Origin of the sequence: Pseudomonas ovata, from assembly GCF_003131185.1 — a bacterium.
In the GTDB taxonomy this organism is placed as follows: Bacteria; Pseudomonadota; Gammaproteobacteria; order Pseudomonadales; family Pseudomonadaceae; genus Aquipseudomonas; species Aquipseudomonas ovata.
The window spans coordinates 61,517-87,996 of sequence record NZ_QFFU01000021.1 but is presented as its reverse complement, the minus strand read 5'-3'; the positions used below and the strand labels follow the sequence as shown (position 1 = coordinate 87,996).

22 protein-coding genes and 1 pseudogene are annotated in these 26,480 nt (G+C 63.0%); 18 read left to right on the top strand and 5 right to left on the bottom strand.

What is annotated here, in order from left to right:
- Nucleotides 1-257 precede the first annotated feature (257 nt).
- Together DGA31_RS22505 and purT are read left to right on the top strand one after the other, a co-directional pair.
- Entirely contained in the window at nt 258-731 is a 474-nt protein-coding gene (locus DGA31_RS22505; protein ID WP_056835671.1) for a preQ0 transporter, read from the top strand.
- 132 nt (nt 732-863) lie between these two features.
- Nucleotides 864-2,045, top strand: coding sequence for a formate-dependent phosphoribosylglycinamide formyltransferase (gene purT / locus DGA31_RS22500; RefSeq protein WP_056835521.1), 1,182 nt, complete (start codon nt 864-866; stop codon nt 2,043-2,045).
- A 16-nt stretch (nt 2,046-2,061) separates the two neighbouring features.
- Here the strand turns inward: purT and DGA31_RS22495 are convergent, their stop codons facing one another.
- The 3 genes from DGA31_RS22495 to DGA31_RS22485 all read right to left on the bottom strand — a co-directional run bounded on the left by DGA31_RS22495 (nt 2,062) and on the right by DGA31_RS22485 (nt 5,666).
- Nucleotides 2,062-3,369, bottom strand: coding sequence for an MFS transporter (locus tag DGA31_RS22495; RefSeq protein ID WP_056835523.1), 1,308 nt, complete (start codon nt 3,367-3,369; stop codon nt 2,062-2,064).
- 254 nt (nt 3,370-3,623) lie between these two features.
- Nucleotides 3,624-4,841, bottom strand: a complete 1,218-nt coding sequence (locus DGA31_RS22490; protein WP_109514033.1) for a transporter associated domain-containing protein — start codon at nt 4,839-4,841, stop codon at nt 3,624-3,626.
- Between the two features lie 12 nt (nt 4,842-4,853).
- Nucleotides 4,854-5,666: a cytochrome C assembly family protein gene (locus tag DGA31_RS22485; RefSeq protein ID WP_109514032.1), complete on the bottom strand. Its 813-nt coding sequence runs from the start codon at nt 5,664-5,666 to the stop codon at nt 4,854-4,856.
- Nucleotides 5,667-5,906: 240 nt separating this feature from the next.
- Between DGA31_RS22485 and ffh the strand changes: the two genes are divergently transcribed.
- The 12 genes and pseudogenes from ffh to DGA31_RS22425 all read left to right on the top strand — a co-directional run bounded on the left by ffh (nt 5,907) and on the right by DGA31_RS22425 (nt 18,290).
- Nucleotides 5,907-7,286 carry a signal recognition particle protein gene (gene ffh / locus DGA31_RS22480; protein WP_056835528.1) on the top strand — a complete coding sequence of 460 codons (1,380 nt, stop codon included), beginning with the start codon at nt 5,907-5,909 and terminating at the stop codon, nt 7,284-7,286.
- 300 nt (nt 7,287-7,586) lie between these two features.
- On the top strand, nt 7,587-7,844 hold the full coding sequence (rpsP, locus tag DGA31_RS22475) for a 30S ribosomal protein S16 (RefSeq protein WP_056835529.1): 258 nt from the start codon (nt 7,587-7,589) through the stop codon (nt 7,842-7,844).
- 5 nt (nt 7,845-7,849) lie between these two features.
- On the top strand, nt 7,850-8,389 hold the full coding sequence (gene rimM, locus DGA31_RS22470) for a ribosome maturation factor RimM (protein WP_056835531.1): 540 nt from the start codon (nt 7,850-7,852) through the stop codon (nt 8,387-8,389).
- A gap of 42 nt (nt 8,390-8,431) precedes the next feature.
- Nucleotides 8,432-9,142: a tRNA (guanosine(37)-N1)-methyltransferase TrmD gene (gene trmD, locus DGA31_RS22465; protein WP_236709362.1), complete on the top strand. Its 711-nt coding sequence runs from the start codon at nt 8,432-8,434 to the stop codon at nt 9,140-9,142.
- A gap of 44 nt (nt 9,143-9,186) precedes the next feature.
- On the top strand, nt 9,187-9,537 hold the full coding sequence (rplS, locus tag DGA31_RS22460; protein WP_056835535.1) for a 50S ribosomal protein L19: 351 nt from the start codon (nt 9,187-9,189) through the stop codon (nt 9,535-9,537).
- A gap of 119 nt (nt 9,538-9,656) precedes the next feature.
- Nucleotides 9,657-10,553 (top strand): site-specific tyrosine recombinase XerD, encoded by an 897-nt coding sequence (xerD, locus tag DGA31_RS22455; protein ID WP_056835537.1) that lies wholly within the window; start codon nt 9,657-9,659, stop codon nt 10,551-10,553.
- A 124-nt stretch (nt 10,554-10,677) separates the two neighbouring features.
- A complete protein-coding gene (gene dsbC, locus DGA31_RS22450; protein WP_056835539.1) occupies nt 10,678-11,418 on the top strand; it encodes a bifunctional protein-disulfide isomerase/oxidoreductase DsbC in 741 nt (246 codons plus the stop codon).
- 81 nt (nt 11,419-11,499) lie between these two features.
- The gene (locus tag DGA31_RS22445; protein WP_109514031.1) at nt 11,500-12,804 is read left to right on the top strand and encodes a homoserine dehydrogenase; all 1,305 of its coding nucleotides are present in this window, start codon (nt 11,500-11,502) and stop codon (nt 12,802-12,804) included.
- Between the two features lie 91 nt (nt 12,805-12,895).
- On the top strand, nt 12,896-14,305 hold the full coding sequence (gene thrC, locus DGA31_RS22440) for a threonine synthase (RefSeq protein WP_056835542.1): 1,410 nt from the start codon (nt 12,896-12,898) through the stop codon (nt 14,303-14,305).
- 189 nt (nt 14,306-14,494) lie between these two features.
- Nucleotides 14,495-16,504: pseudogene (locus DGA31_RS22435) on the top strand (transporter substrate-binding domain-containing protein); the annotation flags it as partial.
- 108 nt (nt 16,505-16,612) lie between these two features.
- Entirely contained in the window at nt 16,613-17,842 is a 1,230-nt protein-coding gene (locus tag DGA31_RS22430; RefSeq protein WP_109514029.1) for an EAL domain-containing response regulator, read from the top strand.
- 151 nt (nt 17,843-17,993) lie between these two features.
- Nucleotides 17,994-18,290, top strand: a complete 297-nt coding sequence (locus DGA31_RS22425) for a DUF3509 domain-containing protein (protein ID WP_056835549.1) — start codon at nt 17,994-17,996, stop codon at nt 18,288-18,290.
- 169 nt (nt 18,291-18,459) lie between these two features.
- Here DGA31_RS22425 and DGA31_RS22420 read toward each other — a convergent pair whose 3' ends face one another.
- Nucleotides 18,460-19,296: a TIGR02285 family protein gene (locus tag DGA31_RS22420; protein WP_161959217.1), complete on the bottom strand. Its 837-nt coding sequence runs from the start codon at nt 19,294-19,296 to the stop codon at nt 18,460-18,462.
- A gap of 239 nt (nt 19,297-19,535) precedes the next feature.
- On the opposite strand from DGA31_RS22420, the gene DGA31_RS22415 reads away from it, so the two are divergent.
- The 3 genes from DGA31_RS22415 to DGA31_RS22405 all read left to right on the top strand — a co-directional run bounded on the left by DGA31_RS22415 (nt 19,536) and on the right by DGA31_RS22405 (nt 23,090).
- Complete coding sequence (locus tag DGA31_RS22415; RefSeq protein WP_056835551.1) at nt 19,536-20,078, top strand: YaeQ family protein; 543 nt, start codon at nt 19,536-19,538, stop codon at nt 20,076-20,078.
- A gap of 28 nt (nt 20,079-20,106) precedes the next feature.
- Nucleotides 20,107-21,813 (top strand): single-stranded-DNA-specific exonuclease RecJ, encoded by a 1,707-nt coding sequence (gene recJ / locus DGA31_RS22410; RefSeq protein WP_109514027.1) that lies wholly within the window; start codon nt 20,107-20,109, stop codon nt 21,811-21,813.
- Between the two features lie 170 nt (nt 21,814-21,983).
- Complete coding sequence (locus DGA31_RS22405; protein WP_109514026.1) at nt 21,984-23,090, top strand: NADH:flavin oxidoreductase/NADH oxidase; 1,107 nt, start codon at nt 21,984-21,986, stop codon at nt 23,088-23,090.
- A 36-nt stretch (nt 23,091-23,126) separates the two neighbouring features.
- Here DGA31_RS22405 and DGA31_RS22400 read toward each other — a convergent pair whose 3' ends face one another.
- Nucleotides 23,127-25,217, bottom strand: coding sequence for a hybrid sensor histidine kinase/response regulator (locus tag DGA31_RS22400; RefSeq protein WP_109514025.1), 2,091 nt, complete (start codon nt 25,215-25,217; stop codon nt 23,127-23,129).
- Between the two features lie 516 nt (nt 25,218-25,733).
- Here DGA31_RS22400 and DGA31_RS22395 point away from each other — a divergent pair.
- Nucleotides 25,734-26,471: a tellurite resistance TerB family protein gene (locus DGA31_RS22395; protein WP_056835560.1), complete on the top strand. Its 738-nt coding sequence runs from the start codon at nt 25,734-25,736 to the stop codon at nt 26,469-26,471.
- Nucleotides 26,472-26,480: the final 9 nt, after the last annotated feature.

The window sequence follows — 26,480 nt, the reverse complement described above, 5'->3', positions numbered from 1 at the left end:
GGTCTTGTGCCAGGCACGAGATCCGGGGCGACATCAATCCGGTGGAAGGCGGCTTGCTGCGGGCGGCGATCCGACGATGAGGTCGGCAAGGCCCATACACCTGCTGCGCCTGTCACATAGCCATCGGCAACATAGCTGCATCCCATAGGTCCGCGTCGAGGCTTGAGTGATCGGCATTATCCTGTACGCGCAGCCTGCGCGGCGTCTGCAATGAATCTGCTACCATTGCCGCCCGTTTTCTTCTGTCGCCCCTGACCATGCTGTTTCTGATCGCCTACATCGCCAGCGTCGTGCTGATCAACTTCGCCTTCTCGGCTGCGCCGCACCTGGACATTATCTGGTCGGCCTGGGGCGGGCTGGTGTTTGTGCTGCGCGACATGGTCCAGACCCGTTTCGGGCATGGGGCGATCCTGGCCATGCTGGCGGCGCTGGTGCTGTCATACATCACCAGCGACCCGACCATCGCCCTGGCCAGTGCCACGGCCTTCGCCGTGTCCGAAGGCATCGACTGGCTGGTGTTCACCATCACCCGCCGGCCCTTGCATGACCGGCTGTGGATCAGCTCGGCCCTGAGCATTCCAGTCGACACCTTCATTTTCTTCGGCATGATCGATGCGTTGAGCACGCCGGTGCTGCTGACCGCGCTGGGTTCCAAGTTTGCCGGTGTCACGGCGGTGTGGCTGATCATGGCCTGGCGCCTGCGGCGGCAGGCGCACCCGCTTGGTCGCTAGCGTCACCGCAGGTGACCGCGATGAAACGGCACCAGAACACGCGATCTTCGTGATAAATTGCGCGCCTTTCTCCACTGCGGTCGCCCGTTACCTGGCGGGTTGCCCTCGATATCCGCTCCACGAGGACCTGAGATGACTCAAATCGGAACCCCCCTGTCGCCCACCGCGACCCGCGTATTGCTGTGCGGCAGCGGCGAACTGGGCAAGGAAGTCGTGATCGAACTGCAGCGCCTGGGGGTCGAGGTGATTGCCGTGGACCGCTACGCCAACGCGCCGGCCATGCAGGTGGCGCACCGCAGCCATGTGATCAACATGCTCGACGGCGCCGCCTTGCGGGCGGTGATCGAAGCCGAGAAGCCGCACTACATCGTGCCGGAAATCGAAGCCATCGCCACCGCCACCCTGGTGGAGCTGGAAGCCGAAGGCTTTACTGTGATCCCGACGGCGCGCGCCGCGCAGTTGACCATGAACCGCGAAGGCATCCGTCGCCTGGCCGCTGAAGAACTGGGCCTGCCGACCTCGCCGTACTTCTTTGCCGACAGCTTCGAGGACTACCAGAAAGCTGTGACCGAACTGGGTTTCCCGTGCGTGGTCAAGCCGGTGATGAGTTCCTCGGGCAAGGGCCAGAGCCTGCTCAAGAGCGTCGACGACGTGCAAAAGGCCTGGGACTATGCGCAAGAAGGCGGTCGCGCCGGCAAGGGGCGGGTCATCGTCGAAGGCTTTATCGATTTCGAATACGAAATCACCCTGCTGACCGTGCGTCACGCCGGCGGCACCACGTTCTGTGCCCCGGTCGGTCATCGTCAGGAAAAGGGTGATTACCAGGAATCCTGGCAGCCGCAGGCCATGAGCCCGGTGGCTCTGGCAGAGTCGGAGCGCGTGGCCAAGGCCGTCACCGAAGCACTGGGTGGCCGTGGCCTGTTCGGTGTCGAGCTGTTCATCAAGGGCGATCAGGTGTGGTTCAGCGAAGTCTCGCCGCGCCCGCATGACACCGGCCTGGTGACCCTGATTTCGCAAGACCTGTCACAGTTCGCCCTGCACGCCCGCGCCATTCTCGGCTTGCCGGTGCCACTGGTGCGTCAGTTCGGCCCTTCGGCCTCGGCCGTGGTGCTGGTCGAAGGCCAGTCGACCCAGACCGCCTTCGCCAACCTGGGCGCTGCCCTGGCCGAACCGGACACCGCCCTGCGCCTGTTTGGCAAGCCGGAAGTCAACGGCCAGCGCCGCATGGGCGTGGCCCTGGCGCGTGACGAGTCGATCGAAACGGCTCGCGCCAAGGCCACTCGCGCCTCGCAGGCGGTCAACGTCCAGTTGTAAGTGCCGGGCGATACCCTTACAGGTCGGTATCGCGGGTCTCTTTCAGGGCCAGCACCGCCAGTACGCTGATCAGGGCGGCCGCTGACACGTAGCCGCCCACCCAGCTCAGGCCACCCATGGCCACCAGTTTCTGGGCAAAGAACGGTGCCACCGAGGCGCCGACGATGCCGCCCAGGTTGTAGGCCGCCGACGCACCGGTGTAGCGCACCTTGGTCGGGAACAGTTCCGGCAGCAGGGCGCCCATCGGTGCGAAGGTCACGCCCATCAGAAACAGCTCGATGCACAGGAACAGGGCCACGCCCCAGGTTGACCCCTGGGTCAGCAACGGTTCCATGAGAAAGCCCGAGGCAATCGCCAGCACGCCCCCGACAATCAGCACCGGACGCCGGCCATAGCGGTCGCTGGCCCAGGCCGACAGGGGGGTGGCCGCCGCCATGAACAGCACGGCAAAGCACAACAGCCCCAGGAACGTCTCACGGCTGTAGCCCAGGGTCGCGACGCCGTAGCTCAGCGAAAACACCGTCGAGATGTAAAACAGCGCATAGCACACCACCATGGCCGCTGCCCCCAGCAGCATGGGCCGCCAGTGCTGGCTGAAGGTCTCGACAATCGGCAGGCGCACCTGCTGGTGGCTGGCCAGCACCTTGGCGAAGGCCGGCGTTTCTTCCAGGGTCAGGCGTACATACAGGCCGACCAGCACCAGTACGGCGCTGAGCAGGAACGGAATGCGCCAGCCCCACGAGCGGAACTGCTCGTCATCGAGCACCAGGGCCAGGGTCAGAAACAGCCCGTTGGCCGCCAGAAAGCCGATCGAAGGCCCCAGTTGCGGAAACATGCCGTACCAGGCGCGCTTGCCCTTGGGCGCATTCTCCGTGGCCAGCAAGGCCGCGCCGCCCCATTCGCCGCCCAGCCCAAGTCCCTGGCCGAAGCGCAGCACGCATAGCAGGATTGGTGCCCAGACCCCGATACTGGCATAGCCAGGCAGTACGCCAATCAGCGTGGTGCTGACGCCCATCAGCAGCAATGACGCCACCAGCGTCGACTTGCGGCCGATGCGGTCGCCAAAGTGGCCGAACAGCGCCGAACCCAGCGGCCGGGCCATGAAGGCAATGCCGAAGGTCAGAAATGACGAGAGCATCTGCGCGGTGCCCGACGTCTGCGGGAAAAATACCGGGCCGATCACCAGCGCCGCGGCGGTGGCGTAGACATAAAAGTCATAGAACTCGATGGCGGTGCCGATGAAACTGGCCGTGGCCACCCGGGTGGCGGAGTTGGCCGGCGGTATCGCGTCAGCGTCGTCGACGCGGGTTGTGGTCGTGGTCATGCGAATTCCCTGTCGTGGGTTGTTATTGGCTGTTTTTTGTAGCGTATCGACATTCGCAAGGGCGGCCCGGTTGGGCGGCAGGGCAGGGGCGCCGCTTGTGGGTAGGGCGGCGCTTGATGATGCGTGGGTCAGGCTGGAGCGTGGCCGATCAGGCGAAGTGCGGGTAGCACGCCGACGGGCCTGGGCTGGGTAAGCCTGTGGATTATAGGAAGGGATTCATTTCTGAAACAAGCGGTAACAGGTGCCGATGGGTTTCAGTAAAAACCACGGGCTGGCGCGTGCTTCCACATCAATACGCGGGTGACACGGTTGTCCTCGGTTTCGAGGATCTCCATGCGATAGGGTCCCAGCTTCAGGCACACCGGGCCTTCGGGAATGGTCTCCAGGGCTTCGGTGACCAGGCCATTGAGGGTTTTTGGACCGTCCGAGGGCAGGTGCCAGCCCAGGCTCTTGTTCAGCTCGCGAATCGAGGCGCCGCCATCGACTTCCAACTGGCCGTCCGCCAGCCGGGTAATGTCCGGGTTGTCCAGATGCTCGCTTTCGAATTCACCGACGATCTCTTCAAGGATGTCTTCCAGGCTGATGATGCCCAGCACTTCGCCATACTCGTCGACCACCACGCCCAGCCGCCGCTGTTGCTTGTGGAAATTGAGCAGCTGCAATTGCAGGGGCGTGCTTTCGGGGACGAAATAAGGCTCGTAGCAAACTGACAGCAAATGCTCTTTGGTCAGTTCGCTTCTGGACAGCAGGTGGCTGATCTGCCGCGTGTTGAGCACGCCTTGCACCTGGTTGATGTCGTTGTGATAGACCGGCAGGCGCGTGTGGCGAGAAATGATCAGGCGTTCGATGATCAGCTCGATGCTGTCATCCAGGTTGATGCCGTCCACTTCGCTGCGCGGAATCAGGATGTCGTTGACCGTCATGCGGTCCAAGGCACGAATACCGCCCAGTACGCCTTGCGGCAGGTCGGGGTCAGGGTCGCTGTCGTGGGTATCGATGGGGCGTTGCTGCTGCGGCTGGCCGATATCGCCTGGTTCCTGGCGCGGCTCGAACGGGCGCAGCAACAGCCGGGCAGTCATATCCAGGCTCCAGCTCAAGGGGCGCAACAGGCGCAACGGCCAGCGCAGCAGGCTCTTGCCCAGTAGCAGCGTGCTCAGGGGGTAGCGTGCCGCCAGCCGGCGCGGCAGGTACTCGACGAGGATCAGCAGCAAGGCGCTGCTGCCCAGCCAGGCCAGCACCGGCCCCTGGTAGAACCAGTAGCGCACGGTGATCAGCACGGCAATGATCACGATCAGGGTCTTGATCAGTGTGTTGCCCAGGATCAGGCTGTCGAGGTCGACATCGGTCCTGTGGCGGATCTTGCGACCGTCGGTGCACAGGTAGTGCGCGCGTTCGAGCGCTGTGAACAGTCCTGCCCACAGCGTCAGCAGGGCCAGCACACCGAGCAGCGGACCGATGGGCAGATTATCCATGTGCAAGGCTCGTCAGATGTGCAGGATGAATTCGCGTACCAGCTTGCTGCCGAAAAAGGCCAGCATCAGCAGGCAGAAGCCGCCCAGGGTCCAGCGAATCGCCTTGTGTCCACGCCAGCCCAGGCGGGTGCGTCCCACCAGCAGCACGCTGAACACCACCCACGCCAGGCAGGCCAGCAGGGTCTTGTGCACCAGGTGCTGGGCAAACAGGTTCTCGACGAACAGCCAGCCGGTGATCAGCGACAGCGACAGCAGCGCCCAGCCGGTCCACAGGAAACCGAACAGCAGGGTCTCCATGGTCTGCAACGGCGGGAAGTTGCGAATCAGCCCCATGGGGTGCTTGTGCTTGAGCTGATAGTCCTGCACCAGCAGCAGCAAGGCCTGGAAGGCGGCAATGGTGAACATGCCATAGGCCAGGATCGACAGCATGACATGGGTCAGGATGCCGGGCTCTTCGACGATCGGTTGCACGGTGCCGCTGGGCACGAACTGCGCCATCAACACGGTCACCAGCCCCAGCGGAAACAACAGCGCCAGCAGGTTTTCCACCGGGATGCGGATCGTGGCCAGCAGGGTCAGGACGATCACCGCCAGGGCAATCAGGCTGGCCGCATTGAAGAAGTCCAGGCCCAGGCCGACAGGCCGTACCAATTGCGAATACAGGCCGATGGCATGGGCAATCACCGCCAGGGTGCCGATCAGGCCCAGCAGCCGCTTGTCGGGCCGGGCGGTCTGGCTCAGGCGAATGCCTTGGTAAACGGTCGCAACGGCATACAGACAGGCGGCGGCGAGGGTGGGGAGCAGGCTGGCTGGCAAAGGGGACATAGATCCTGACGGGCGGGCCCTGAAAGGCGCTGAGTGTGGCATAGACCGACGTTGCACGAAAGAGTGCCAGCGTGACGCTGCACCATACAAAAGGACGGTCATCGCCATGCCGGTGTCCGTGGGGCGGAGTCTCGGCTATAATCGCTGCCCTGTTCAGGCCGCGGGCTCGCCGTGCGCCACTTGTCTCTATCGCGGCGGGGCCGCACCCACCGGGTCGACCAGAGCCTTAAAGGATCGCGCATGTTTGAAAACCTAACCGACCGCCTTTCGCAGACGCTGCGCCATGTCACCGGCAAGGCCAAGCTGACCGAAGACAACATCAAGGACACGCTGCGCGAAGTGCGCATGGCCTTGCTTGAAGCCGACGTCGCACTGCCGGTGGTCAAGGACTTCGTCAACAGCATCAAGGAGCGCGCTGTCGGCACTGAAGTGTCGCGCAGCCTGACGCCGGGCCAGGCGTTCGTGAAGATCGTCCAGGCCGAACTTGAAAGCCTGATGGGCGCCGCCAACGAAGACCTGGTGCTCAACGTGGCACCGCCTGCGGTGGTGCTGATGGCCGGTCTGCAGGGCGCGGGCAAGACCACCACCGCCGGCAAGCTGGCGCGCTTCCTCAAGGAGCGCAAGAAGAAGACCGTGATGCTGGTCTCGGCCGACGTCTACCGTCCGGCGGCGATCAAGCAGCTCGAGACCCTGGCCAACGACCTGCAGGTCACCTTCTTCCCGTCCGACATCAGCCAGAAGCCGGTCGACATTGCCCAGGCGGCGATTCGCGAAGCCAAGCTCAAGTTCATCGACGTCGTGATTCTCGACACCGCCGGCCGTCTGCACATCGACGCCGAGATGATGACCGAGATCCAGGCGCTGCATGCGGCGGTCAAGCCGGTCGAAACCCTGTTCGTGGTCGACGCCATGACCGGCCAGGACGCGGCCAACACCGCCAAGGCCTTCGGCGATGCACTGCCGCTGACCGGCGTGATCCTCACCAAGGTCGACGGTGACGCCCGTGGCGGTGCCGCGCTGTCGGTACGTGCCATCACCGGCAAGCCGATCAAGTTCATCGGCATGGGCGAAAAAAGCGAAGCGCTCGAACCGTTCCACCCTGATCGCATCGCCTCGCGTATCCTGGGCATGGGCGACGTGCTCAGCCTCATCGAGCAGGCCGAGCAGACCCTGGACCGCGACAAGGCTGACAAGCTCGCCAAGAAGCTCAAGAAGGGCAAGGGCTTCGACCTCGAGGACTTCCGCGACCAGCTCCAGCAGATGAAAAACATGGGCGGCCTGGGCGGCCTGATGGACAAACTGCCGAGCATCGGCGGCATGAACCTGTCGCAGATGGGCAATGCTCAGGGCGCGGCCGAGAAGCAGTTCAAGCAGATGGAAGCGATCATCGGCTCCATGACTCCGGCCGAGCGCCGCGACCCTGACCTGATCAGCGGCTCGCGCAAGCGCCGCATCGCGCAGGGCTCCGGCACCCAGGTGCAGGACATCGGGCGGCTGATCAAGCAGCACAAGCAGATGCAGAAAATGATGAAGAAATTCTCCACCAAGGGCGGCATGGCCAAGATGATGCGTGGTCTGGGCGGCATGATGCCTGGTGGCGGCGGTATGCCGAAGATGTAAGGGTGCAGGCCCCGCCATGCCGTGTGCATGGCGGGGCCGTCACCTGTTCCCATCCTGGACGCGGCGTGTGCCGTGTCCGTCCAGCGCGAGAGGGGGACCTTTCGCACCCTGCCTTCGGGCAGACTCTCCCGGCCGCCATTGGCGGTCGGACCTTGACAGGTCTGCAAGGCACGGCGAATGGCTGCGGAAAAAGTCATTTGCAAATGTCGGGATATTCCTTGAGAATATGCGGCCTTTCGGGCACCTATGCCCGCTGTGCACCTTAGATTTGCAGCACCGACTAAACAGGAACGATGTTCAATGCTAACCATCCGTCTTGCCCTTGGCGGCTCCAAAAAGCGCCCGTTTTACCACTTGACCGTTACCGACAGCCGTAACCCACGCGACGGTTCCCACAAGGAACAGATCGGTTTCTTCAACCCGATCGCTCGTGGCCAGGAAATCCGCCTGTCCGTTAACGAAGAACGCCTGAACTACTGGCTGGGCGTTGGTGCACAGACTTCCGAGCGCGTAGCTCAGTTGCTGAAAGAGCACAACAAGGCCAAGGCTGCGGCCTGAACCTTATGAACGCGACGCCTGCATCTGCCGACGATCTGATCGTCATTGGCAAGATTTTCTCGGTTCATGGCGTTCGCGGCGAAGTGAAGGTTTATTCCTTTACCGATCCGATTGATAACCTGCTGGACTACGGGACCTGGATGCTTCGGCGCGAAGGACGTGTGGAAAAACAGGTAGAACTGGTCAGTGGACGCTTGCAAGGCAAGTTCCTGGTCGCAACGCTCAAGGGTCTGAACGATCGCGACGAAGCCCGTCTTCTGTCCGGTTGCGAGATCTGTGTGCCGCGCAGCCTGTTCCCCGATCTGGACGATGGCGAGTACTACTGGTACCAGCTTGAAGGCCTGAAGGTCATCGACACGCAGGGGCAATTGCTCGGCAAGATCGATCACCTGCTCGAAACCGGTTCGAACGATGTAATTGTGGTCAAGCCCTGCGCAGGCAGCCTGGATGATCGCGAGCGCCTGTTGCCCTATACGGAGCATTGTGTGCTGGCCGTCGACCTGGAAGCCGGCGAGATGAAGGTGGACTGGGACGCGGACTTCTAAGTGGCCAACTTGCGCATAGAGGTCATCACGTTGTTCCCGGAGATGTTTTCCGCCATCAGCGAATACGGCATAACCAGCCGCGCGGTGAAACAGGGTCTCATGCAACTGACCTGTTGGAATCCGCGGGACTACACCACGGATCGGCATCACACTGTGGACGATCGCCCCTTCGGTGGCGGCCCCGGCATGGTGATGAAGATCAAGCCCCTGGAAGATGCCCTGGTTCAGGCCAGGCAGGCAGCAGGGGAGACGGCGAAGGTGATCTACCTGTCGCCGCAAGGCCGCAGACTGAATCAGTCGGCGGTACGCGAACTGGTGAACGAGAGTGCACTTATTCTCATTGCCGGTCGTTATGAAGGCATTGACGAGCGTTTCATTGAAGCGCATGTCGATGAAGAGTGGTCGATTGGTGACTATGTTCTGTCCGGGGGCGAGCTTCCGGCGATGGTGCTGATTGATGCGGTTACACGGCTGCTGCCTGGAGCTTTAGGGCATGCGGACTCTGCGGAGGAAGATTCCTTCACGGATGGTCTGCTTGATTGCCCGCACTACACCCGACCTGAGGTGTATGCGGATCAGCGTGTACCCGACGTATTGCTCAGTGGCAATCACGCACATATCCGGCGTTGGCGTTTGCAGCAGTCCCTTGGAAGGACCTACGAACGACGAGCCGATCTTCTGGAAAGTCGCTCACTTTCTGGAGAAGAGAAGAAGCTGCTGGCGGAATACATCCGCGAGCGGGACGATAGTTAACGTATCGATGGCTGATCCGGGAGGATCACCCTTAGGAGCATAGTATGACCAACAAAATCATTCTCGCCCTCGAAGCAGAGCAGATGCAGAAAGAAATCCCGACCTTTGCCCCGGGCGACACTGTTGTCGTTCAGGTGAAAGTGAAGGAAGGTGATCGTGCACGTCTGCAGGCTTTCGAAGGCGTCGTAATCGCCAAGCGCAACCGCGGCGTGAACAGTGCTTTCACTGTTCGCAAGATCTCCAGCGGCGTTGGCGTAGAGCGTACTTTCCAGACCTACAGCCCGCAAATCGACAGCCTGGCTGTCAAGCGTCGCGGCGACGTTCGCAAGGCCAAGCTGTACTACCTGCGCGACCTGTCCGGTAAAGCAGCACGCATCAAGGAAAAACTGTCCTGATACAGTTTTTCGATGCCTGAAAAAGCAGCCTTCGGGCTGCTTTTTTGTTGTCTGGCGTTTCTTCGTGGCAGCGCATGTAGTAGGTTTTGCAGTCTGTTCATCGTTGTCATCGAGCTGCAATGTCTGCCCTGGATCACCCCCTGATTGACCGTTTTCTCGACGCCTTGTGGCTCGAAAAGGGCCTGTCCGACAACACCCGCGACGCCTATCGCAGCGACCTGACCCTGTTCAATGGCTGGTTGAACGAACGCGGGGCGCAATTGCCCGAGGCCGGCCGCGAGGTCATCCTCGATCACCTGGCCTGGCGCGTCGAACACGCCTACAAGCCGCGCTCTACAGCGCGCCTGATCTCTGGCCTGCGTGGCTTCTACCGCTACCTGCTGCGCGAAAAGCTGATTGCCATCGACCCCACCTTGCAGGTCGACATGCCGCAACTGGGCAAGCCGCTGCCCAAGTCCCTGTCCGAAGCCGATGTCGAAGCCCTGCTGGCCGCCCCCGACCTGAGCGTGGCGATCGGCGAGCGCGACCGCGCCATGCTTGAGGTGCTGTATGCCTGTGGCCTGCGGGTCACCGAACTGGTGGGCCTGACCCTGGAGCAGGTCAACCTGCGCCAGGGGGTGGTGCGGGTCATGGGCAAGGGCAGCAAGGAGCGACTGGTGCCAATGGGCGAGGAGGCCATTGTCTGGATCGAGCGTTACCTGCGTGGGGCCCGCAGCGAACTGTTGAACGGGCGACCCAGCGATGTGTTGTTTCCCAGCCTGCGCGGCGAGCAGATGACCCGCCAGACGTTCTGGCACCGGATCAAACAGCATGCGCAGGTGGCCGGCATCGGCAAATCCCTGTCGCCGCACACGCTGCGCCATGCCTTTGCCACTCATTTGCTCAACCACGGCGCCGACTTGCGTGTGGTGCAAATGCTGCTGGGCCACAGCGACCTGTCGACCACCCAGATCTACACCCACATTGCCCGCGCCCGCCTGCAGGAACTGCATGCCAGCCATCACCCGCGCGGCTGATTTTGCCCGACAGTCCGGGTCCGTGTTGGCGGGCTTATGTGATAGTCTTTGCCGGTTTCACAGAGCGAGGCAGGCGCTACGGCGCAGCAAGGCCTCGGCTCTGCCCGTCGTCATAGGAGTTTTCATGCGCGTTCCTTCGTTTCTTGCCGCCATCGTTGTCGCGCTGGCCAGTACCTTCAGCGTGTTTGCCCAGGCCGATGCCGGGGCCGAACAGGCCATTCGCAAGACCCTCGACACCCTCGAGCTGGAACTGCCGGTCGAAAGCATCGCCGCCAGCCCGCTGGGCGGGCTCTACGAAGTCAAGCTCAAGGGCGGCCGTGTGCTGTATGCCAGTGCCGACGGCCAGTTCGTGGTGCAGGGCTACCTGTTCCAGATCCAGAACGGCAAGCCGGTCAACCTGACCGAAAAAACCGAGCGCCTGGCCATTGCCAAGACCATCAATGGCATTGCAACCGCCGACATGGTCATTTACCCGGCCGTGGGTGAAACCAAGTCGCACATCACCGTCTTTACCGACACCACCTGTCCGTACTGCCACAAGCTGCATGAAGAAGTCGGCCAGTTGAACAAGCTGGGCGTCGAAGTGCGCTACGTGGCCTTCCCGCGTCAGGGCCTGGGTTCGCCGGGCGACCAGCAGTTGCAGGCGGTCTGGTGCTCCAAGGACCGCAAGGCGGCCATGGACCAGATGGTCGAGGGCAAGGACATCAAGGCGGCCAAGTGCGATAACCCGGTGGGCAAGCAATTCCAGATCGGCCAGTCGATCGGCGTCAACGGCACACCGGCCATTGTCCTGGCCGACGGCCAGGTGATCCCGGGTTACCAGCCGGCCGCTCAGGTGGCCAAACTGGCCCTGGGCGCCAAATAATCCATTTTTAGCGGCACGGTCTGCGTGCCGCTGTTTTTTCGCGGTCGTCCTCCAGGCGGCTGTTCTACGGGGAGTTCATCAGTGAAACCGGTCAAAGTAGGCATTTGTGGGCTGGGTACCGTCGGTGGCGGTACCTTCAACGTGCTTCAGCGCAACGCCGAGGAAATCGCCCGCCGTGCCGGGCGTGGCATCGAAGTCGCGCAGATTGCAGTTCGTACACCAAACCCCAATTGCCAGATCACCGGTATTGCGACCACCACCGATGTATTCGAGGTGGCCGGCAACCCTGAGATCGACGTGGTCGTCGAGCTGATCGGCGGCTACACCGTCGCCCGCGAGCTGGTGCTCAAGGCCATCGACAATGGCAAGCATGTGGTCACCGCCAACAAGGCGCTGATTGCCGTGCACGGCAACGAAATCTTTGCCCGTGCCCGCGAGAAGGGCGTCATCGTCGCCTTCGAAGCCGCAGTGGCCGGCGGCATCCCGGTGATCAAGGCCATCCGTGAAGGCCTGTCGGCCAACCGCATCAACTGGGTGGCCGGCATCATCAACGGCACCGGCAACTTCATCCTCACCGAAATGCGCGAAAAAGGCCGTACCTTTCCGGACGTGCTGGCCGAAGCGCAGGCGCTGGGTTATGCCGAAGTCGACCCGACCTTCGACGTCGAAGGCATCGACGCCGCGCACAAGCTGACCATCCTGGCCTCCATTGCCTTTGGTATTCCGCTGCAGTTCGACAAGGCCTACACCGAAGGCATCACCAAACTGACCACGGCCGATGTGAACTACGCCGAAGCCCTGGGCTACCGCATCAAGCACCTGGGCGTGGCGCGCAGCACCGAGCAGGGCATCGAACTGCGCGTGCACCCGACGCTGATCCCGGCCGATCGCCTGATCGCCAACGTCAACGGCGTGATGAACGCGGTCATGGTCAACGGCGATGCCTCGGGCTCGACCCTGTTCTACGGTGCCGGTGCCGGCATGGAGCCGACCGCGTCGTCGGTGATCGCCGACCTGGTGGACGTGGTGCGGGCCATGACTTCGGACCCGACCAACCGCGTGCCGCACCTGGCCTTCCAGCCCGATTCGCTGTCGGCGCACCCGATCCTGCCGATCGAGGCCTGCGAAAGCGCCTACTACCTGCGCATCCAGGGCAAGGACCACCCGGGCGTGCTCGCCCAGGTGGCAAGCATCCTGTCCGAGCGCGGCATCAACATCGAATCGATCATGCAGAAAGAGGTCGAAGAACAGGATGGCCTGGTGCCGATGATCCTGCTGACCCACCGTGTGGTCGAGCAGCGTATCAATGACGCCATCCAGGCCCTGGAAGCCTTGCAGGACGTCGTAGGCCCGGTGGTTCGTATCCGCGTCGAACACCTCAACTAAGAGCAGCGGCAAGCGGCAAGCCGAGCGGGTATCGCTCTGACGTATGGCTTATCGCTTGAGGCTTGCCGCTCAAACCAAAGGTTTGAAAAAAATGCGTTATATCAGTACCCGTGGCAAAGCGCCGGCGTTGAACTTCGAAGACGTGCTGCTCGCAGGTCTCGCCAGCGACGGCGGCCTCTATGTACCGGAAAACCTGCCGCGCTTCACCCAGGAAGAAATCGCCTCCTGGGCCGGCCTGCCGTATCACGAGCTGGCGTTCCGGGTGATGCGTCCCTTCGTGGCCGGCAGCATCAGCGATGCCGACTTCAAGAAGATCCTCGAAGAAACCTATGGCGTGTTCGCCCATAGCGCCGTCGCCCCGTTGCGTCAGCTCGACAACAACGAGTGGGTGCTGGAGCTGTTTCACGGCCCGACCCTGGCGTTCAAGGATTTTGCCCTGCAACTGCTCGGTCGCCTGCTCGACCACATGCTGGCCAAGCGCGGCGAGCGCGTAGTGATCATCGGCGCCACCTCGGGCGACACCGGCTCGGCGGCCATCGAAGGCTGCCGTCGCTGCGACAACGTCGACATCTTTATCCTGCACCCGAACAAGCGCGTCTCGGATGTCCAGCGTCGCCAGATGACCACCATCATGGGCGACAACATCCATAACATCGCCATCGAAGGCAACTTCGACGACTGCCAGGAAATGGTCAAGGCCAGCTTTGCCGACCAGGGTTTCCTCAAGGGCACGCGCCTGGTGGCGGTCAACTCGATCAACTGGGCGCGGATCATGGCCCAGATCGTCTACTACTTCCACGCCGCCCTGCAGCTCGGCGGCCCGGCGCGTTCGGTGTCGTTCTCGGTGCCGACCGGCAACTTCGGCGATATCTTCGCCGGCTACCTGGCGCGCAACATGGGCCTGCCGGTCAACCAGTTGATCGTCGCCACCAACCGCAACGACATCCTGCACCGCTTCATGAGCGGCAACCAGTACGTCAAGGAAACCCTGCACGCGACCCTGTCACCGTCGATGGACATCATGGTCTCGTCGAACTTCGAACGCCTGTTGTTCGACATGCACGGTCGTAATGGCGCCGCCATCGCCGAACTGATGGACAACTTCAAGCAGGGTGGCGGCTTCAGTGTCGACGAAGAGCGCTGGACCGAAACCCGCAAGCTGTTCGATTCGCTGGCCGTCGACGACGAGCAGACCTGCGCCACCATCGCCGAGGTCTTTGCCCGCACCGGCGAAGTGCTCGACCCCCACACCGCCATCGGTGTAAAGGCCGCGCGCGAATGCCGACGCAGCCTGGACACCCCGATGGTGATACTGGGCACGGCGCACCCGGTCAAATTCCCTGAGGCAGTGGAGAAGGCTGGTGTAGGAAAAGCGCTCGAGCTACCTGCACATCTTTCTGATTTGTTCCAACGCGAAGAACGCTGCACCGTACTGCCCAACGACCTCAAAGCCGTACAGGCCTTTGTCAGCCAGCACGGTAACCGTGGCAAGCCGCTCTGACGGTATCGTTGTGTAACAACTTGAGGCCCGCCCCCCGGCGGGCCTTGCTGTTTTTGCATGCCAAACTCTGCCGGTTGAATGATTTCGGAAGAGTGTGCGGTTGTGAAACAGGCAAGCAGGGAGCGTCCCCTCCACAAGACCCCGTCAGGGCCCGTCGCGCAGGCATGGCGTGTGCTGTCGCTGGTGCTCATGGTGCTGTTCGTAGCACCGGCCGGTGCGGTGCAAAGCCTGGCGTTCACGCTGGGCGTGCCATTCGATGACCCAGGCGTGCTGGCGCTTGATGATGCCGAGCGCCAATGGCTGGACCTGCACACGCCCTTGCGCGTCGGCATCGCCATTGCCGATAACGAACCGATCGACATCACCACCGACGGCAACCGCTACCAGGGCGTCAGCGCCGATTACCTGAGCCTGCTCGGCCGCCGGCTGGACACCCCCCTGCAACTGGTGGGTTTTGCCCAGCGCGAGGATGCCATCGAGGCCCTGCGCGCCGGCAGCATCGACCTGCTGACCAGCGCCAATGGCTTTGACCGGGGCGAGCCGGAACTGACGTTTTCAAGGGCCTACATGTCTGACCGGGTCGTGGTGGTCGGGCATGGCCAGCCCCTGATCCCCGCCCAGGGGCTGGTCGGCAAGAAGATCGTGGTGCTCGAAGGCTATGCCAACCCCGAGGTCATGCACCGGGTCTACCCGGACAGCGAGATCATCCAGGCACCGAACCTCTACAGTGCCATGGAGGCCCTGGTCCAGGGCGAGGTGGATGTCTTTATCGGCAATGAAATCGTGGCGCGCGCCTACCTGGCCATGCGGCCTTACCTGAACCTGCAGATCCTGTTCGAAGCGGCGCTGCCATCGGCAGGCTTTGCCTTTGCCCTGCGCGAGGACGACCAACGCCTGCGCGAGCTGGTCGATAAGGCCCTGATCGGCCTCGAACTGGCGCTGGAACGCGAGATACAGGTGCGCTGGACATCCGGGCTGGGGCCGGATGCTTCCGGCCAGCGCATCACCCTGAGCGGCGCAGAGCGACGCTGGCTGGCCAGGCACCCACAGGTGACGGTCGCCACCAGTGAGCACCCCCCGTATATCTATCGTGACACCCATGGCCACTGGGTGGGGCTCAATGTCGACGTGCTGGCGCGGGTCTCGCGCATGACCGGCCTGCAGTTCGTCTATCGGCCCATGCCTTCTACCCAGGCCAGCATGGATGCCCTGCGCAATGGCCTGGCCGACATGAATACCACACTGGCCGAGAACGCCCGGCGCAAGCAGTTTCTCAATTTCACCTATTCCTTTGGCGGCAGTAACTGGGTGTTCGTGACGCGCACCGGACAGGCGTCGCCCACCAGCCTGGCCGATCTGGCAGGCCAGGTGCTGGCCTTGCCGGCCCGCCATGCACTTGAAGACGACATCCGCCGCCACTATCCGGCTATCGAACTGCGCCTCGTGGACACCTACGTGCAGGCGCGTGAACTGGTGGAAAACGGCCAGGCCGACGCGACCATCCAGAACGAGGCTGGAGCCTGGCTGTTTGCGCCCGGCAAGCTCAAGCCCGGGCGCAGCGTCGACGGCAAATGGTCAGCCGATCGCTTTTCGGTGATCAAGTCGCAGCCCGAACTGCTGAGCATCCTCAACAAGGCCCTGGAGGAGTTTCCCGTGGCCGAAATGCGCTCGATACGCCTGAAATGGCTGGGCACGATGCTGCCCCAGCCGTCGTTATGGAGTCGTGCGCCTGCGTGGATGGTGTGGACCCTGACCCTGGTGGTGTTGCTGGGCCTGGTCTCGCTGGCCTGGCGCAGCCGGCTCAAGGTCCAGATGCGCCTGCGCCAGCAGGCTGAGGCCCGGCTCAACGATCAATTGGCGTTCAGGCAGGCATTGTTCGATGGCCTGCCAATGCCGCTTTATGTCCGTGACCGGCAAGGGCGATTGCTGGCGTGCAATCACCATTACGAAACCTGCCTGGGCATCAGCATCGAACACATGCTCGGGCGCCGTCTGATCGATACTGACCTGCTGCCGGGTAGCGTGGCCAGGCAGATGCATGACGATTACCTGCACCTGCTTGAGAAGCGCCAGCCAGTATTCACCGACCGGGTGCTGGAGTTGTCCGGCCGGCGTGTCGAAGTACGGCAGTGGAGCACGCCGTTTCTCGGTGCCGACGGGCAGTTGCAAGGGCTGATCGGTGGCTGGGTGGATCTCACCGGGTGCAGCGCCGGTGTCCAGGCCGCACCGGTTGCGCACGAGCCTCATCTCAACGACAACAATGACCTTTCCTGACACCCGACGCTGGCGACCTGCGGAGACCTGCCTGTGCATTCACTCAAGGTACTGATTCTCGAAGACCATCCCTTCGAGCTCATGGCGCTGCACCAGATGCTCAATGCCAATCAGGTGTTCCAGGTCCTGGCCGCCGACAGCGTGGCGGCGGCCTGCGCTTCGTTGCGCGCCAGAGGACCTGTGGACATCGCCATTTGCGATCTGCAGATGGACGGGGCAGACGGCCTGGCGTTGATCGATCACCTGATCGAGACGCGTCAGGCGCGCTCACTGATCGTGCTCAGCAGTGCGCCCGCCGAGGTTCAGGACAGTGTCGCGCGGCTGGCCCGCCAGCGCGGCATCGAGGTGCTGGGCTGCCTGCGCAAGCCGGCATCGGCCGCGTCAGTGCGTGCGCTGCTCGAGGCTTACCTACGCCATGAGGAGGCGATGGACAGGCTTGAGCCCCCGGCCGGCCTGCCGGTGCACATCGAATGCGCAACCCTGTTCAGCCAGGCGGGCGGCGCGCCGCCGGTGGAACAATGGGTGGCGTACTTTCAGCCCAAGGTCAGCCTGGAGGGCGCCCTGCTGGGGGTCGAGGCCCTGGTGCGCTGGCAACACCCGCAGCACGGGCTGCTGAGTCCCGGCAGCTTCATGCCGGCGTTAGAACGCGCCGGCCTGTTGGCCCCCCTGACTTGGCGGGTACTGGAACTGGCACTGCAATTGTCGGCCCAGGTCCGTGACGAGCGCGGCAAGGCCTTGCCGGTGGCCGTCAATATCGCGCCCTGCGTGCTGGAACAGCCAGGTTTTGCCCGGCAGGTCCTGCAACGGCTGGCTCATCATCGCCTGGCACCGGACCTCTTGACCCTGGAGATCCTCGAGCACCAGGCCGGGCAAGGCGGGGACTGGCCGTTGCATGAATTGTTGCGCCTGCGCATCAAGGGTTGCCGCTTGTCGATCGATGATTTCGGGACCGGGGCCTCGAACATCCAGCGGCTGCTGCAACTGCCTTTTTGTGAGCTGAAGATTCCCGCCGAGTTCGTCCGTGGCATGGGTGAAGACCCGCGCCAGTCGGCGGTGGTGGCGGGAGCCCTGTTCATGGCCCGACGCCTGTCGATGGAGGTGGTGGTCGAAGGCGTCGAGACCCTCGATGACTTCCACAGCCTGCTGGAACTGGGCGCGCTCGCGGTCCAGGGCTACTTCATCGCCCGGCCCATGAGCCCGCACGAGTTGCTTGCCTGGATGGCCGCGCGCCGCCAGTGGCTGCCCGGGATACGTCTTGAATAACCGGTCATTGCGCCCAGTCTTTCTCTCTGTCACATTCCATAGGCATGCTCCAGAGCATTGACTGCTTTACGCACGGCTGTCAGAACTTTCCGGGCCGGGCGCAGGTCATTGATAAGCACCTTTGCATTCAACCTGTTGAGTGGTGAACTAGATGGAAAATATCAGCTTGCTGCTAAGTGAAGCGCTGTCACCGTACCAGGCCAGCCTCGGGCCTGCCGGTTCCAAAGGCGAACGTCTGGTAACCCTGAAGAATGCTGCCGGTGTCACCGTCATCGAGCGCCGTTTCAGCGCCGATCAGTTGCGCGACAAGTTTCAGTTGACCGACGTGGTCGACGGTCTGCATCGCGACCTGCTGGTCGTCGAAGGGCGCATCGAGCCCTGCATGATCGCCGCCATGCGCCATGTTGCCGCCCACCGCCCGTTTTCGGCTTCATCGGCTTTTCTGTAGCACCGCCACGACGGCGGCCAGGAACCTTTGCCGGATCCAGGGTTCAGACCAGGTACGGCAGGTTCGATCATTTTGCTCCGATGTTCGATGCCGGCCATCCTGGCCACAAGCCAAGGTTTACCCCGATCAGTCATCCCCGCTGTTCGGGGTTTCTTTTGTCCGGCACCCTTTATTTGTCAATAAAGAAGGTCTTGGCGTCTTCCAGGTACTCCGCGCGTTTCTGTTCGTCCAGCCACTGGGCGTAGAAGCCCACCAGGTATTGCTCGCGCAGCACCCGCATTTCCCGGTTGATGATGGCCATCGCCTGGCGGCCTTGCTCGGTGTCCGAGCAGCCGATATGAGTGAACTGGTACTTGGGCGTGTCCTTGACCGGCAGGAACACCAGCTCGCTCTCGCGAATCCCCTGTTGATGTGCCTGGTAACGTGCTTCGGGCCAGTAGCTGATCATGGCCTGCAGGCGCCCCAGCCGCTGCATCTGCAACAGGCTGCCGATCGCATCGTTGCCGTAATGCAGGTTCAATTCGTCAGGCACGGTCTGCTGGAGGATCGCGTCGATCACCGGGCCATAGCTGCGTTCGGCGACTACACCGACCTTGACCGTCTTGCTGGCCAGCAGCGCCTGCAGGTCGACATGCCGGTCGGCAATGAACGGTGTGAACAACGAAAGATCATCCTTGCGCACGATCAACCCATTGCTGAACACCGCATAGGTGGGAATGGAAAAGATGATTTTTTTGGCTCTTTCGGCGGTCCACAGCAGCGTCGGGTCGCAGGTGAAGTTGGGTTCATTGAGCATTTGCAGACCACGGGCCCGGTTGACGCGCATCAGCACATGGTCGTATTCGGGCATGTGCGCGATCAGGATCGGCATGAGTCGGTCGATGGCGCCTTGGCCCTGGTCGGGACCGGAAAAAATGGTCACCGGTGCCATGTCGCGCAGCAGCCAGGTCAAGGTGTCCCTGGCCTGGCCTGTGGCAGGCAGCGCACAGAATGCCAGGGCCAGCAGGCGGGTCACCAGGTACCGGTGCAAAAGGGGCGAGGCGCGAAAACACATACGTCGAACTCATCCTCGGGCAAAGTGATCCGGAGTGCTCGTCAGGCTAACGGATTTTCAGTCTTATGGCCCTTGGCCGCAACCAATGCCGGTGAAATAGCCAATGGTCGGCTGTACAGGCCAGTCAATGTCGTTACGCCGCCCCGCATCGGGTAGACTTGCCGGCTTTATCCTGTCCTGGAAGCCCGTTCATGGCTCAGCCGTCGACGACGTACAAATTCGAACTCAACCTGACCGACCTGGACCGCAGCGTCTATGAAAGCGTCAAGCAGACCATTGCCCGTCACCCTTCGGAAACCGAAGAGCGCATGACGGTGCGCCTGCTGGCCTACGCCCTCTGGTACGACGAGCAACTGGCATTCGGTCGCGGCCTGTCTGATGTAGACGAACCGGCCCTGTGGGAAAAAAGCCTGGATGACCGCGTGCTGCACTGGATCGAAGTCGGCCAGCCCGATGCCGACCGCCTGACCTGGTGCTCGCGCCGCACCGAGCGCACCAGCCTGCTGGCCTACGGCAGCCTGCGCGTGTGGGAAGGCAAGGTGGTGCCGGTGGCGAAAAACCTGAAAAACGTTCATATCGCCGCGGTGCCGCAAGAAGCGCTGGATATCCTGTCCAAAGACATGCCACGGGTCATCAAGTGGGACGTGATGATCAGCGACGGCACGATCTTCGTCACCGACGACCGTGGCCAGCACGAAGTGCAGCTGCAATGGCTGACCGGCGACCGCGACTAATCACCTGTTTACAGACCCCGGGAAACCCATGCGCATCGAACACCGCCCACTGCCTCATCCTTTGCCCTTGCTCGGCGACCTGCCGCCCTTGCTCACCCGCCTGTACGCCTCTCGCGGCGTGGCCTCGGCCGAGGAACTGGACAAGGGCCTGGCGCGGCTGATTCCCTGGCAGCAGCTCAAGGGCATCGAGGCGGCGGTGCAATTGCTGGTCGAAGCCCTGCAGCAGCGCCAGCGAATCCTCATCGTCGGTGACTTCGATGCCGACGGCGCCACGGCCAGTACCGTCGGTGTGCTGGGCCTGCGGCTGATGGGGGCGGCACACGTTGACTACCTGGTGCCCAACCGGTTCGAATTCGGCTACGGCCTGACCCCGGAAATCGTCAGCGTGGCGCTGCAACGTACTCCGCAACTGCTGATGACCGTCGATAACGGTATTTCCAGTGTCGAGGGCGTGGCAGCGGCCAAGGCCGCAGGGCTCAAGGTATTGGTCACCGACCACCACCTGCCTGGCCATGAGCTGCCGGCCGCCGATGCCATCGTCAATCCCAACCAGCCGGGCTGCACCTTCCCGAGCAAGTCCCTGGCCGGCGTCGGGGTCATTTTCTATGTCCTGATTGCCCTGCGTGCGCGCCTGAGCGAACTGGGCTGGTTCGAGCAGAAGCCGCCTAACCTGGGCGAATTGCTCGACCTGGTGGCGCTGGGCAGCGTCGCCGACGTGGTGCCACTGGATGCCAACAACCGCATCCTGGTGCACCAGGGCCTGATGCGTATTCGCGCCGGTCGTGCCCGGCCCGGCCTGCGCGCGATCCTTGAAGTGGCCCGGCGCGATCCATCACGCATCACCTCCACCGACCTGGGCTTCATCATTGGTCCGCGCCTGAATGCAGCCGGTCGCCTGGACGACATGAGCCTGGGCATCGAATGCCTGTTGTGCGATGACCCGGTGCTGGCGCGGGAAATGGCCGTGCAACTGGATGAACTCAACCAGGACCGCAAGAGCATCGAGCAAGGCATGCAGCGCGAAGCCCTGGCGCAGTTGCAGGACCTGCCGGTGGAATCCATGCCGTTCGGCCTGTGCCTGTTCGAGCCGGACTGGCACCAGGGCGTGATCGGTATCCTGGCCTCGCGCCTCAAGGAGCGCTATCACCGCCCGGCCATTGCCTTTGCCAGCGCCGGCGACGGACTGCTCAAAGGCTCGGCCCGCTCAGTGCCCGGCTTTCATATCCGTGACGCGCTGGATGCGGTAGCGGCCCGCCATCCGGACCTGATCAGCAAGTTCGGCGGGCATGCCATGGCCGCCGGCCTGTCACTGCCCGAGGCCAATCTGGCGGCCTTCACCGAGGCCTTCGACCTGGAAGTGCGTCGGCAATTGACCGAAGACGACCTGACCGGCCGGTTGTTGTCCGATGGCACCCTGGCGGTGGAAGAGTTTCACCTGGAACTGGCCCGCGCACTGCGCAATGCCGGTCCCTGGGGCCAGCATTTTCCCGAGCCGCTGTTTCATGGGGTCTTTGAGCTGGTCGAGCAGCGTGTGGTGGGCGAGCGGCACCTGAAGATGGTACTCAAGACCGAATGCGGCAGCCTGCGCCTGGATGGCATCGCTTTTGGCGTGGACCGCGACGTCTGGCCAGACCCCACCATTCGCTGGGTCGAAGTGGCCTACCGGCTGGACCTGAACGAGTTTCGCGGCAACGAAACGGTGCAACTGCTGGTCACGCATATTGCACCGCGTTGAACGCTGTGCGCCCTTGGATTGTCGACTAGTCTGTGTAGAAAAAGGCAAAGCCGCTGCGCATTGCCGGGCAGGTTGTGAAGGTGATCACCGCCTCGCCTGACCTGCGTATCGGGTTTTTCCGCCCCCGTTCAGGAGCGCTGGACGCCTGACTGTCAATCTGAGAGGTCGCCATGAGTCTGCTGCTAGAACCCTATACCTTGCGCCAACTGCAACTGCCCAATCGCATTGCGGTTTCGCCGATGTGCCAGTACTCCAGCGTCGACGGGCTGGCCAACGACTGGCATCTGGTCCACCTCGGCAGCCGAGCAGTCGGCGGTGCCGGGCTGGTCTTCACCGAGGCCACGGCCGTCACTGCCGATGGCCGTATCACGCCGCAGGACCTCGGGCTGTGGCATGACGAGCAGATTGAGCCTCTGCAGCGCATCACCCGCTTCATCAGCGCTCAGGGCGCGGTGCCAGCCATCCAGCTGGCCCATGCCGGGCGCAAGGCCAGTACCTGGCGACCCTGGCTGGGCAAGCATGGCAACGTGCCGATCGAAGAGGGCGGCTGGACCCCGCGTGGTCCGTCGGCGATTGCCTTCGACCCTGAGCACAGCGTTCCGCAGCCATTGAGTGAAAGCGACATCCAGGATGTCATCGACGCGTTTGTCGCGGCCACCCGGCGTGCCCTGACCGCCGGCTTCAAGGTGGTCGAGGTGCATGCCGCACATGGCTATCTGCTGCATCAGTTCCTGTCACCGTTGAGCAACCGGCGCACCGATCAGTACGGTGGCTCGTTTGAAAACCGTATCCGCCTGACGCTGCAGGTGACCGCCGCCATGCGCGATGTCTGGCCGGCCGAGTTGCCGCTGTTTGTGCGGGTGTCGGCCACCGACTGGGTCGAGGATGGCTGGAACCCGGACGAAACCGTCGAGCTGGCGCGCCGGCTCAAGGCTCTGGGCGTCGATCTGATCGACGTGTCGTCTGGCGGCACCTCGGTGCACGCCGAGATTCCGGTGGGGCCTGGCTACCAGACCCGCTTCGCCGAACGCATCCGCAAGGAGTCGGACATCGCCACCGGCACCGTGGGCATGATTACCGAGCCGGCCCAGGCCGAGCATATCCTGCGCACCGGCCAGGCCGACATCATCCTGCTGGCCCGTGAGCTGTTGCGCGACCCGTACTGGGCGCTGCATGCCGACGATGACCTGGGCAGCCGCCAGGCCGTCTGGCCGGCTCAATACCAGCGTGCCACCCATCGCGACCAGCCGATCCACGAGTCTGACCTGCGCGATTGACCGGCCGGCGGCAAGGGCAGGCGCAGGCCCTTGCCGTCAGGCATCCGAAGTGCGCAATTGAGCAATGCAGCCATTCAAGGTGGCAATCGAAAACGGTTTTGTCAGCACATGCATGCCGCTGCCCAGTGTGTCGTAGGTCAATGCCGCACTTTCGGCATAGCCGGTGACGAACAGCACGCACAAACCGGGGTTCAGTAGCCGCGCGGCATCGGCCAGTTGCCGGCCGTTCATGCCGCCTGGCAGACCGACATCCGTGACCAGCAACTGAACGGCCGGGTGTTGATGCAACACCTTCAAGGCCGCCGCGCCATGCTCGGCCTGCAAGACCGCATAGCCCAGGTCCACCAGCACCTCGCTCATCAGCTGGCGCACGGCCGGTTCGTCATCCACCACCAGCACCATTTCGCCACTGCCCGAGTGAGCCTGCCCGGCCGACAAGGCTTCGGTGGCCGGCTCAGGGGCCAGTGCGTCTTGCACCACAGGCAGGTAGATGCTGACCTTCGAGCCCAGCCCCGGCGTGGAGACAATCCTTACATCGCCGCCCGATTGCCGTGCAAAACCGTAGATCATTGACAAACCCAGCCCGGTGCCCATGCCCAATGGCTTGGTGGTGAAGAACGGATCGAAGGCGCGGCCGATGATCTCCGGCGACATGCCGGTCCCGGTGTCGCTGACGCACAAGGCCACATACTGGCCAGGCGGCAGTTCGTGCTGCTCGGCCAGCACCGGGTCCAGCGGCAGGTTACCTGTCTCGATCAGCAACCGGCCGCCATCAGGCATGGCATCCCGGGCGTTGTTGCACAGATTGAGCAGGGCGTTTTCCAGTTGATTGGGGTCTACCTGCGTGGACCACAGGCCGGGGGTGGTCGACACCTGCATGTCGATGGCCGGCCCTACGGTGCGCTGCACCAGCTCGGCCATGCCCTGGACCAGCGCATCGATATTGGTCGGTCGCGGGGCCAGGGTCTGGCGCCGGGAAAACGCCAGCAACCGGTGCGTCAGGGCTGCCGCCCGCCGCGAGGACTCCAGGGAGCCGGTGATATAACGCCCCAGGTCGTCAAAGCGGCCCTGGTTGATGCGCATTTGCAGCAATTCGATATTGCCGGTCACGCCCATCAGCAGATTGTTGAAGTCATGCGCCAGACCACCGGTCAGTTGCCCGACGGCTTCCATTTTCTGTGACTGGCGCAGGGCTTCTTCGGTGGCTCGCAGCGCCTCGGCCCGTTGCTTTTCCTCGGTCATGTGCTTGCCCAGCGCAAAGATCAGGCCTCTGCCAGGCGCGGCCGTCCAGCCGAACCAGCGATAGCTGCCGTCCCGGTGTTGGTAGCGGTTTTCGAACAGTGGCAGCTCAAGGTTCTGGGCGTGGGCCAGGGCGTGGCGGGAGGGCTCGACATCGTCGGGGTGCAGTCTGTCGGTGATCGAGGTGCCGATCAGTTCTTCGGCCTCAAGGCCCAGCAGAGCGCTCCAGGCTGGATTGACACGCTGGAAGCAGCCATTGAAGTCGACGATCGCCAGCAGGTCAGGTGACATCTCCCAAAAGGTGTCCAGCTCCATGGTGCGTTGTTCAAGGCGGGCAGTCTGGCGACGTTCCAGGCGCACCAGATCCTCGATCAGTGCCTGGCGCTGCAGCTCGCCAGCCTGGAGCGCCTGACGGTCCAGCACGTTGCGGGTGGTTTCATTGGTGCAGCAGAACACCCCGTGCACCTGGCCGTGCTCGTCGCGCAGGGGCGAGAAACAGAACGTCCACCAGGTCTGCTCAGGCTCTCCATAACGCGCCATGGTCAGCGGCAGGTCATTGGCCTGAAAGGTTTCGCCGGCCAGGGCATTTTCGGCCATCGGCCTGACCTGATCCCATACATCGGACCACAGCACCGCAATAGGCATGCCTATGGCACCCTCGGTGCGCGGTCCAAGAATCGGGGTGTAGGCATCATTATGGAAAAACAGCAGGTCCGGTCCCCAGATCAGGTACATCGACACCGGGGAATCGAGCATCAGGTGCAGCGCCGTTTTCAGTGCACCCGGCCACTGATCGGCAGGGCCCAGCGAGGTTTGACTCCAGTCCTTGTGCCGGATGACCCGCGCCGCCTCGCTATTGCCGACGGGAAAACCAGTGCTTGATGTCACGTGCAGCAGCTCCCTTGCAAAGATGGGTGACGGTTGGACCAGAACGGCTTTTCGGCGAACGTCATGGAAGGTTCGAGGGATTGACCACACAGGCCGGCAAGGGTTGCACCTTGTCGTACGACATTTTGACAGCTGCCTCCCAAGGTCTTGTGCCTGGCACAAGATCCGGGGCGCTCATCAAACCTGTGGGCGGCGGCTTGCCGGCAAGGCCTATACACCTGCTGCGCCTATCACACAGCCATCGCCGGCAAGCCGCCTCCCACAGTCCGGTGCCAGGCCCGATATTCTGGGCGACATCAATCTGGTGGGAGGGGGCTCTGCCCCGGGCGGCGATCCGACGATGAGGCCAGCAAGGCCTATACACCTGCTGCGCCTGTCACACCGCCATCGCCAGCAGAGCTGCCTTGCCACAGCTGACCTGAAACATTCCGAATCACACAGCCAGAGGGGCACACGGGACTTAGCGGCGGGTTTTTTGTCAATCAACCATCCAGTTCAGGTTCGAAGGTATTTCAGATGAATACGCGCGGTTTACTCGATCAATTGCTCAAGTCGGGGCAGCAGATGCTGCAGGATAAAGTCAGCGGCAAGCCGGGCAAGCATCGCTCCGGCAGCGGCGGCCTGGCCGGTGGCCTGGGCAGCCTGCTCGGGGGCGGCAAGTCATCGTCCGGCGGTCTGGGGGGCCTGCTTTCCGGGGCGGGCAGCGGGGCGCTGGCGGCCGGGGCCATGGGCTTGCTCAGGGGCAAGGGCGCCCGTGGCATGGGCGGCAAGGTATTGACCTATGGTGGCCTGGCGGCCCTGGGCGTGATTGCCTACAAGGCCTACAACAACTGGCAGGCCAGCCAGGGCCAGGCCGGGCAGCGCGAGCCGCAGACCATCGACCGGCTGCCCGATGACCAGGCCGAAGAGCATAGCCTGGCGATCCTGCGGGCGCTGGTGGCGGCGGCCAAGGCCGATGGCCATGTCGACGACCGCGAGCGGCAACTGATCGAAGGCGAGTTCGTCAAGCTCAACGATGATCGTCATTTCCAGCAATGGCTGCATGCCGAACTGGACAAGCCGCTTGATCCGGCCGAAGTGGCCCGCGCGGCACGTACACCGGAAATGGCGGCCGAGATGTACATTGCCAGTCTGGTCATGGTCGACCAGGAGCACTTCATGGAGCGCGCCTACCTGGAAGAGTTGGCGCGCCAGTTGAAGCTGGACGCGGGCCTGCTTCGCGAGCTGGAAGCCCAGGTCCGCCAGGCCCAGTAACCCGGTCAG

Bases quoted from the DNA above. Each gene is read 5' to 3' on its own strand.
- DGA31_RS22505 (WP_056835671.1), top strand. From the start codon at position 258: ATGCTGTTTCTGATCGCCTACATCGCCAGCGTCGTGCTGATCAACTTC.
- purT (WP_056835521.1), top strand. From the start codon at position 864: ATGACTCAAATCGGAACCCCCCTGTCGCCCACCGCGACCCGCGTATTG.
- DGA31_RS22495 (WP_056835523.1), bottom strand. From the start codon at position 3,369: ATGACCACGACCACAACCCGCGTCGACGACGCTGACGCGATACCGCCG.
- DGA31_RS22490 (WP_109514033.1), bottom strand. From the start codon at position 4,841: ATGGATAATCTGCCCATCGGTCCGCTGCTCGGTGTGCTGGCCCTGCTG.
- DGA31_RS22485 (WP_109514032.1), bottom strand. From the start codon at position 5,666: ATGTCCCCTTTGCCAGCCAGCCTGCTCCCCACCCTCGCCGCCGCCTGT.
- ffh (WP_056835528.1), top strand. From the start codon at position 5,907: ATGTTTGAAAACCTAACCGACCGCCTTTCGCAGACGCTGCGCCATGTC.
- rpsP (WP_056835529.1), top strand. From the start codon at position 7,587: ATGCTAACCATCCGTCTTGCCCTTGGCGGCTCCAAAAAGCGCCCGTTT.
- rimM (WP_056835531.1), top strand. From the start codon at position 7,850: ATGAACGCGACGCCTGCATCTGCCGACGATCTGATCGTCATTGGCAAG.
- trmD (WP_236709362.1), top strand. From the start codon at position 8,432: ATGTTTTCCGCCATCAGCGAATACGGCATAACCAGCCGCGCGGTGAAA.
- rplS (WP_056835535.1), top strand. From the start codon at position 9,187: ATGACCAACAAAATCATTCTCGCCCTCGAAGCAGAGCAGATGCAGAAA.
- xerD (WP_056835537.1), top strand. From the start codon at position 9,657: ATGTCTGCCCTGGATCACCCCCTGATTGACCGTTTTCTCGACGCCTTG.
- dsbC (WP_056835539.1), top strand. From the start codon at position 10,678: ATGCGCGTTCCTTCGTTTCTTGCCGCCATCGTTGTCGCGCTGGCCAGT.
- thrC (WP_056835542.1), top strand. From the start codon at position 12,896: ATGCGTTATATCAGTACCCGTGGCAAAGCGCCGGCGTTGAACTTCGAA.
- DGA31_RS22425 (WP_056835549.1), top strand. From the start codon at position 17,994: ATGGAAAATATCAGCTTGCTGCTAAGTGAAGCGCTGTCACCGTACCAG.
- DGA31_RS22415 (WP_056835551.1), top strand. From the start codon at position 19,536: ATGGCTCAGCCGTCGACGACGTACAAATTCGAACTCAACCTGACCGAC.
- recJ (WP_109514027.1), top strand. From the start codon at position 20,107: ATGCGCATCGAACACCGCCCACTGCCTCATCCTTTGCCCTTGCTCGGC.
- DGA31_RS22405 (WP_109514026.1), top strand. From the start codon at position 21,984: ATGAGTCTGCTGCTAGAACCCTATACCTTGCGCCAACTGCAACTGCCC.
- DGA31_RS22395 (WP_056835560.1), top strand. From the start codon at position 25,734: ATGAATACGCGCGGTTTACTCGATCAATTGCTCAAGTCGGGGCAGCAG.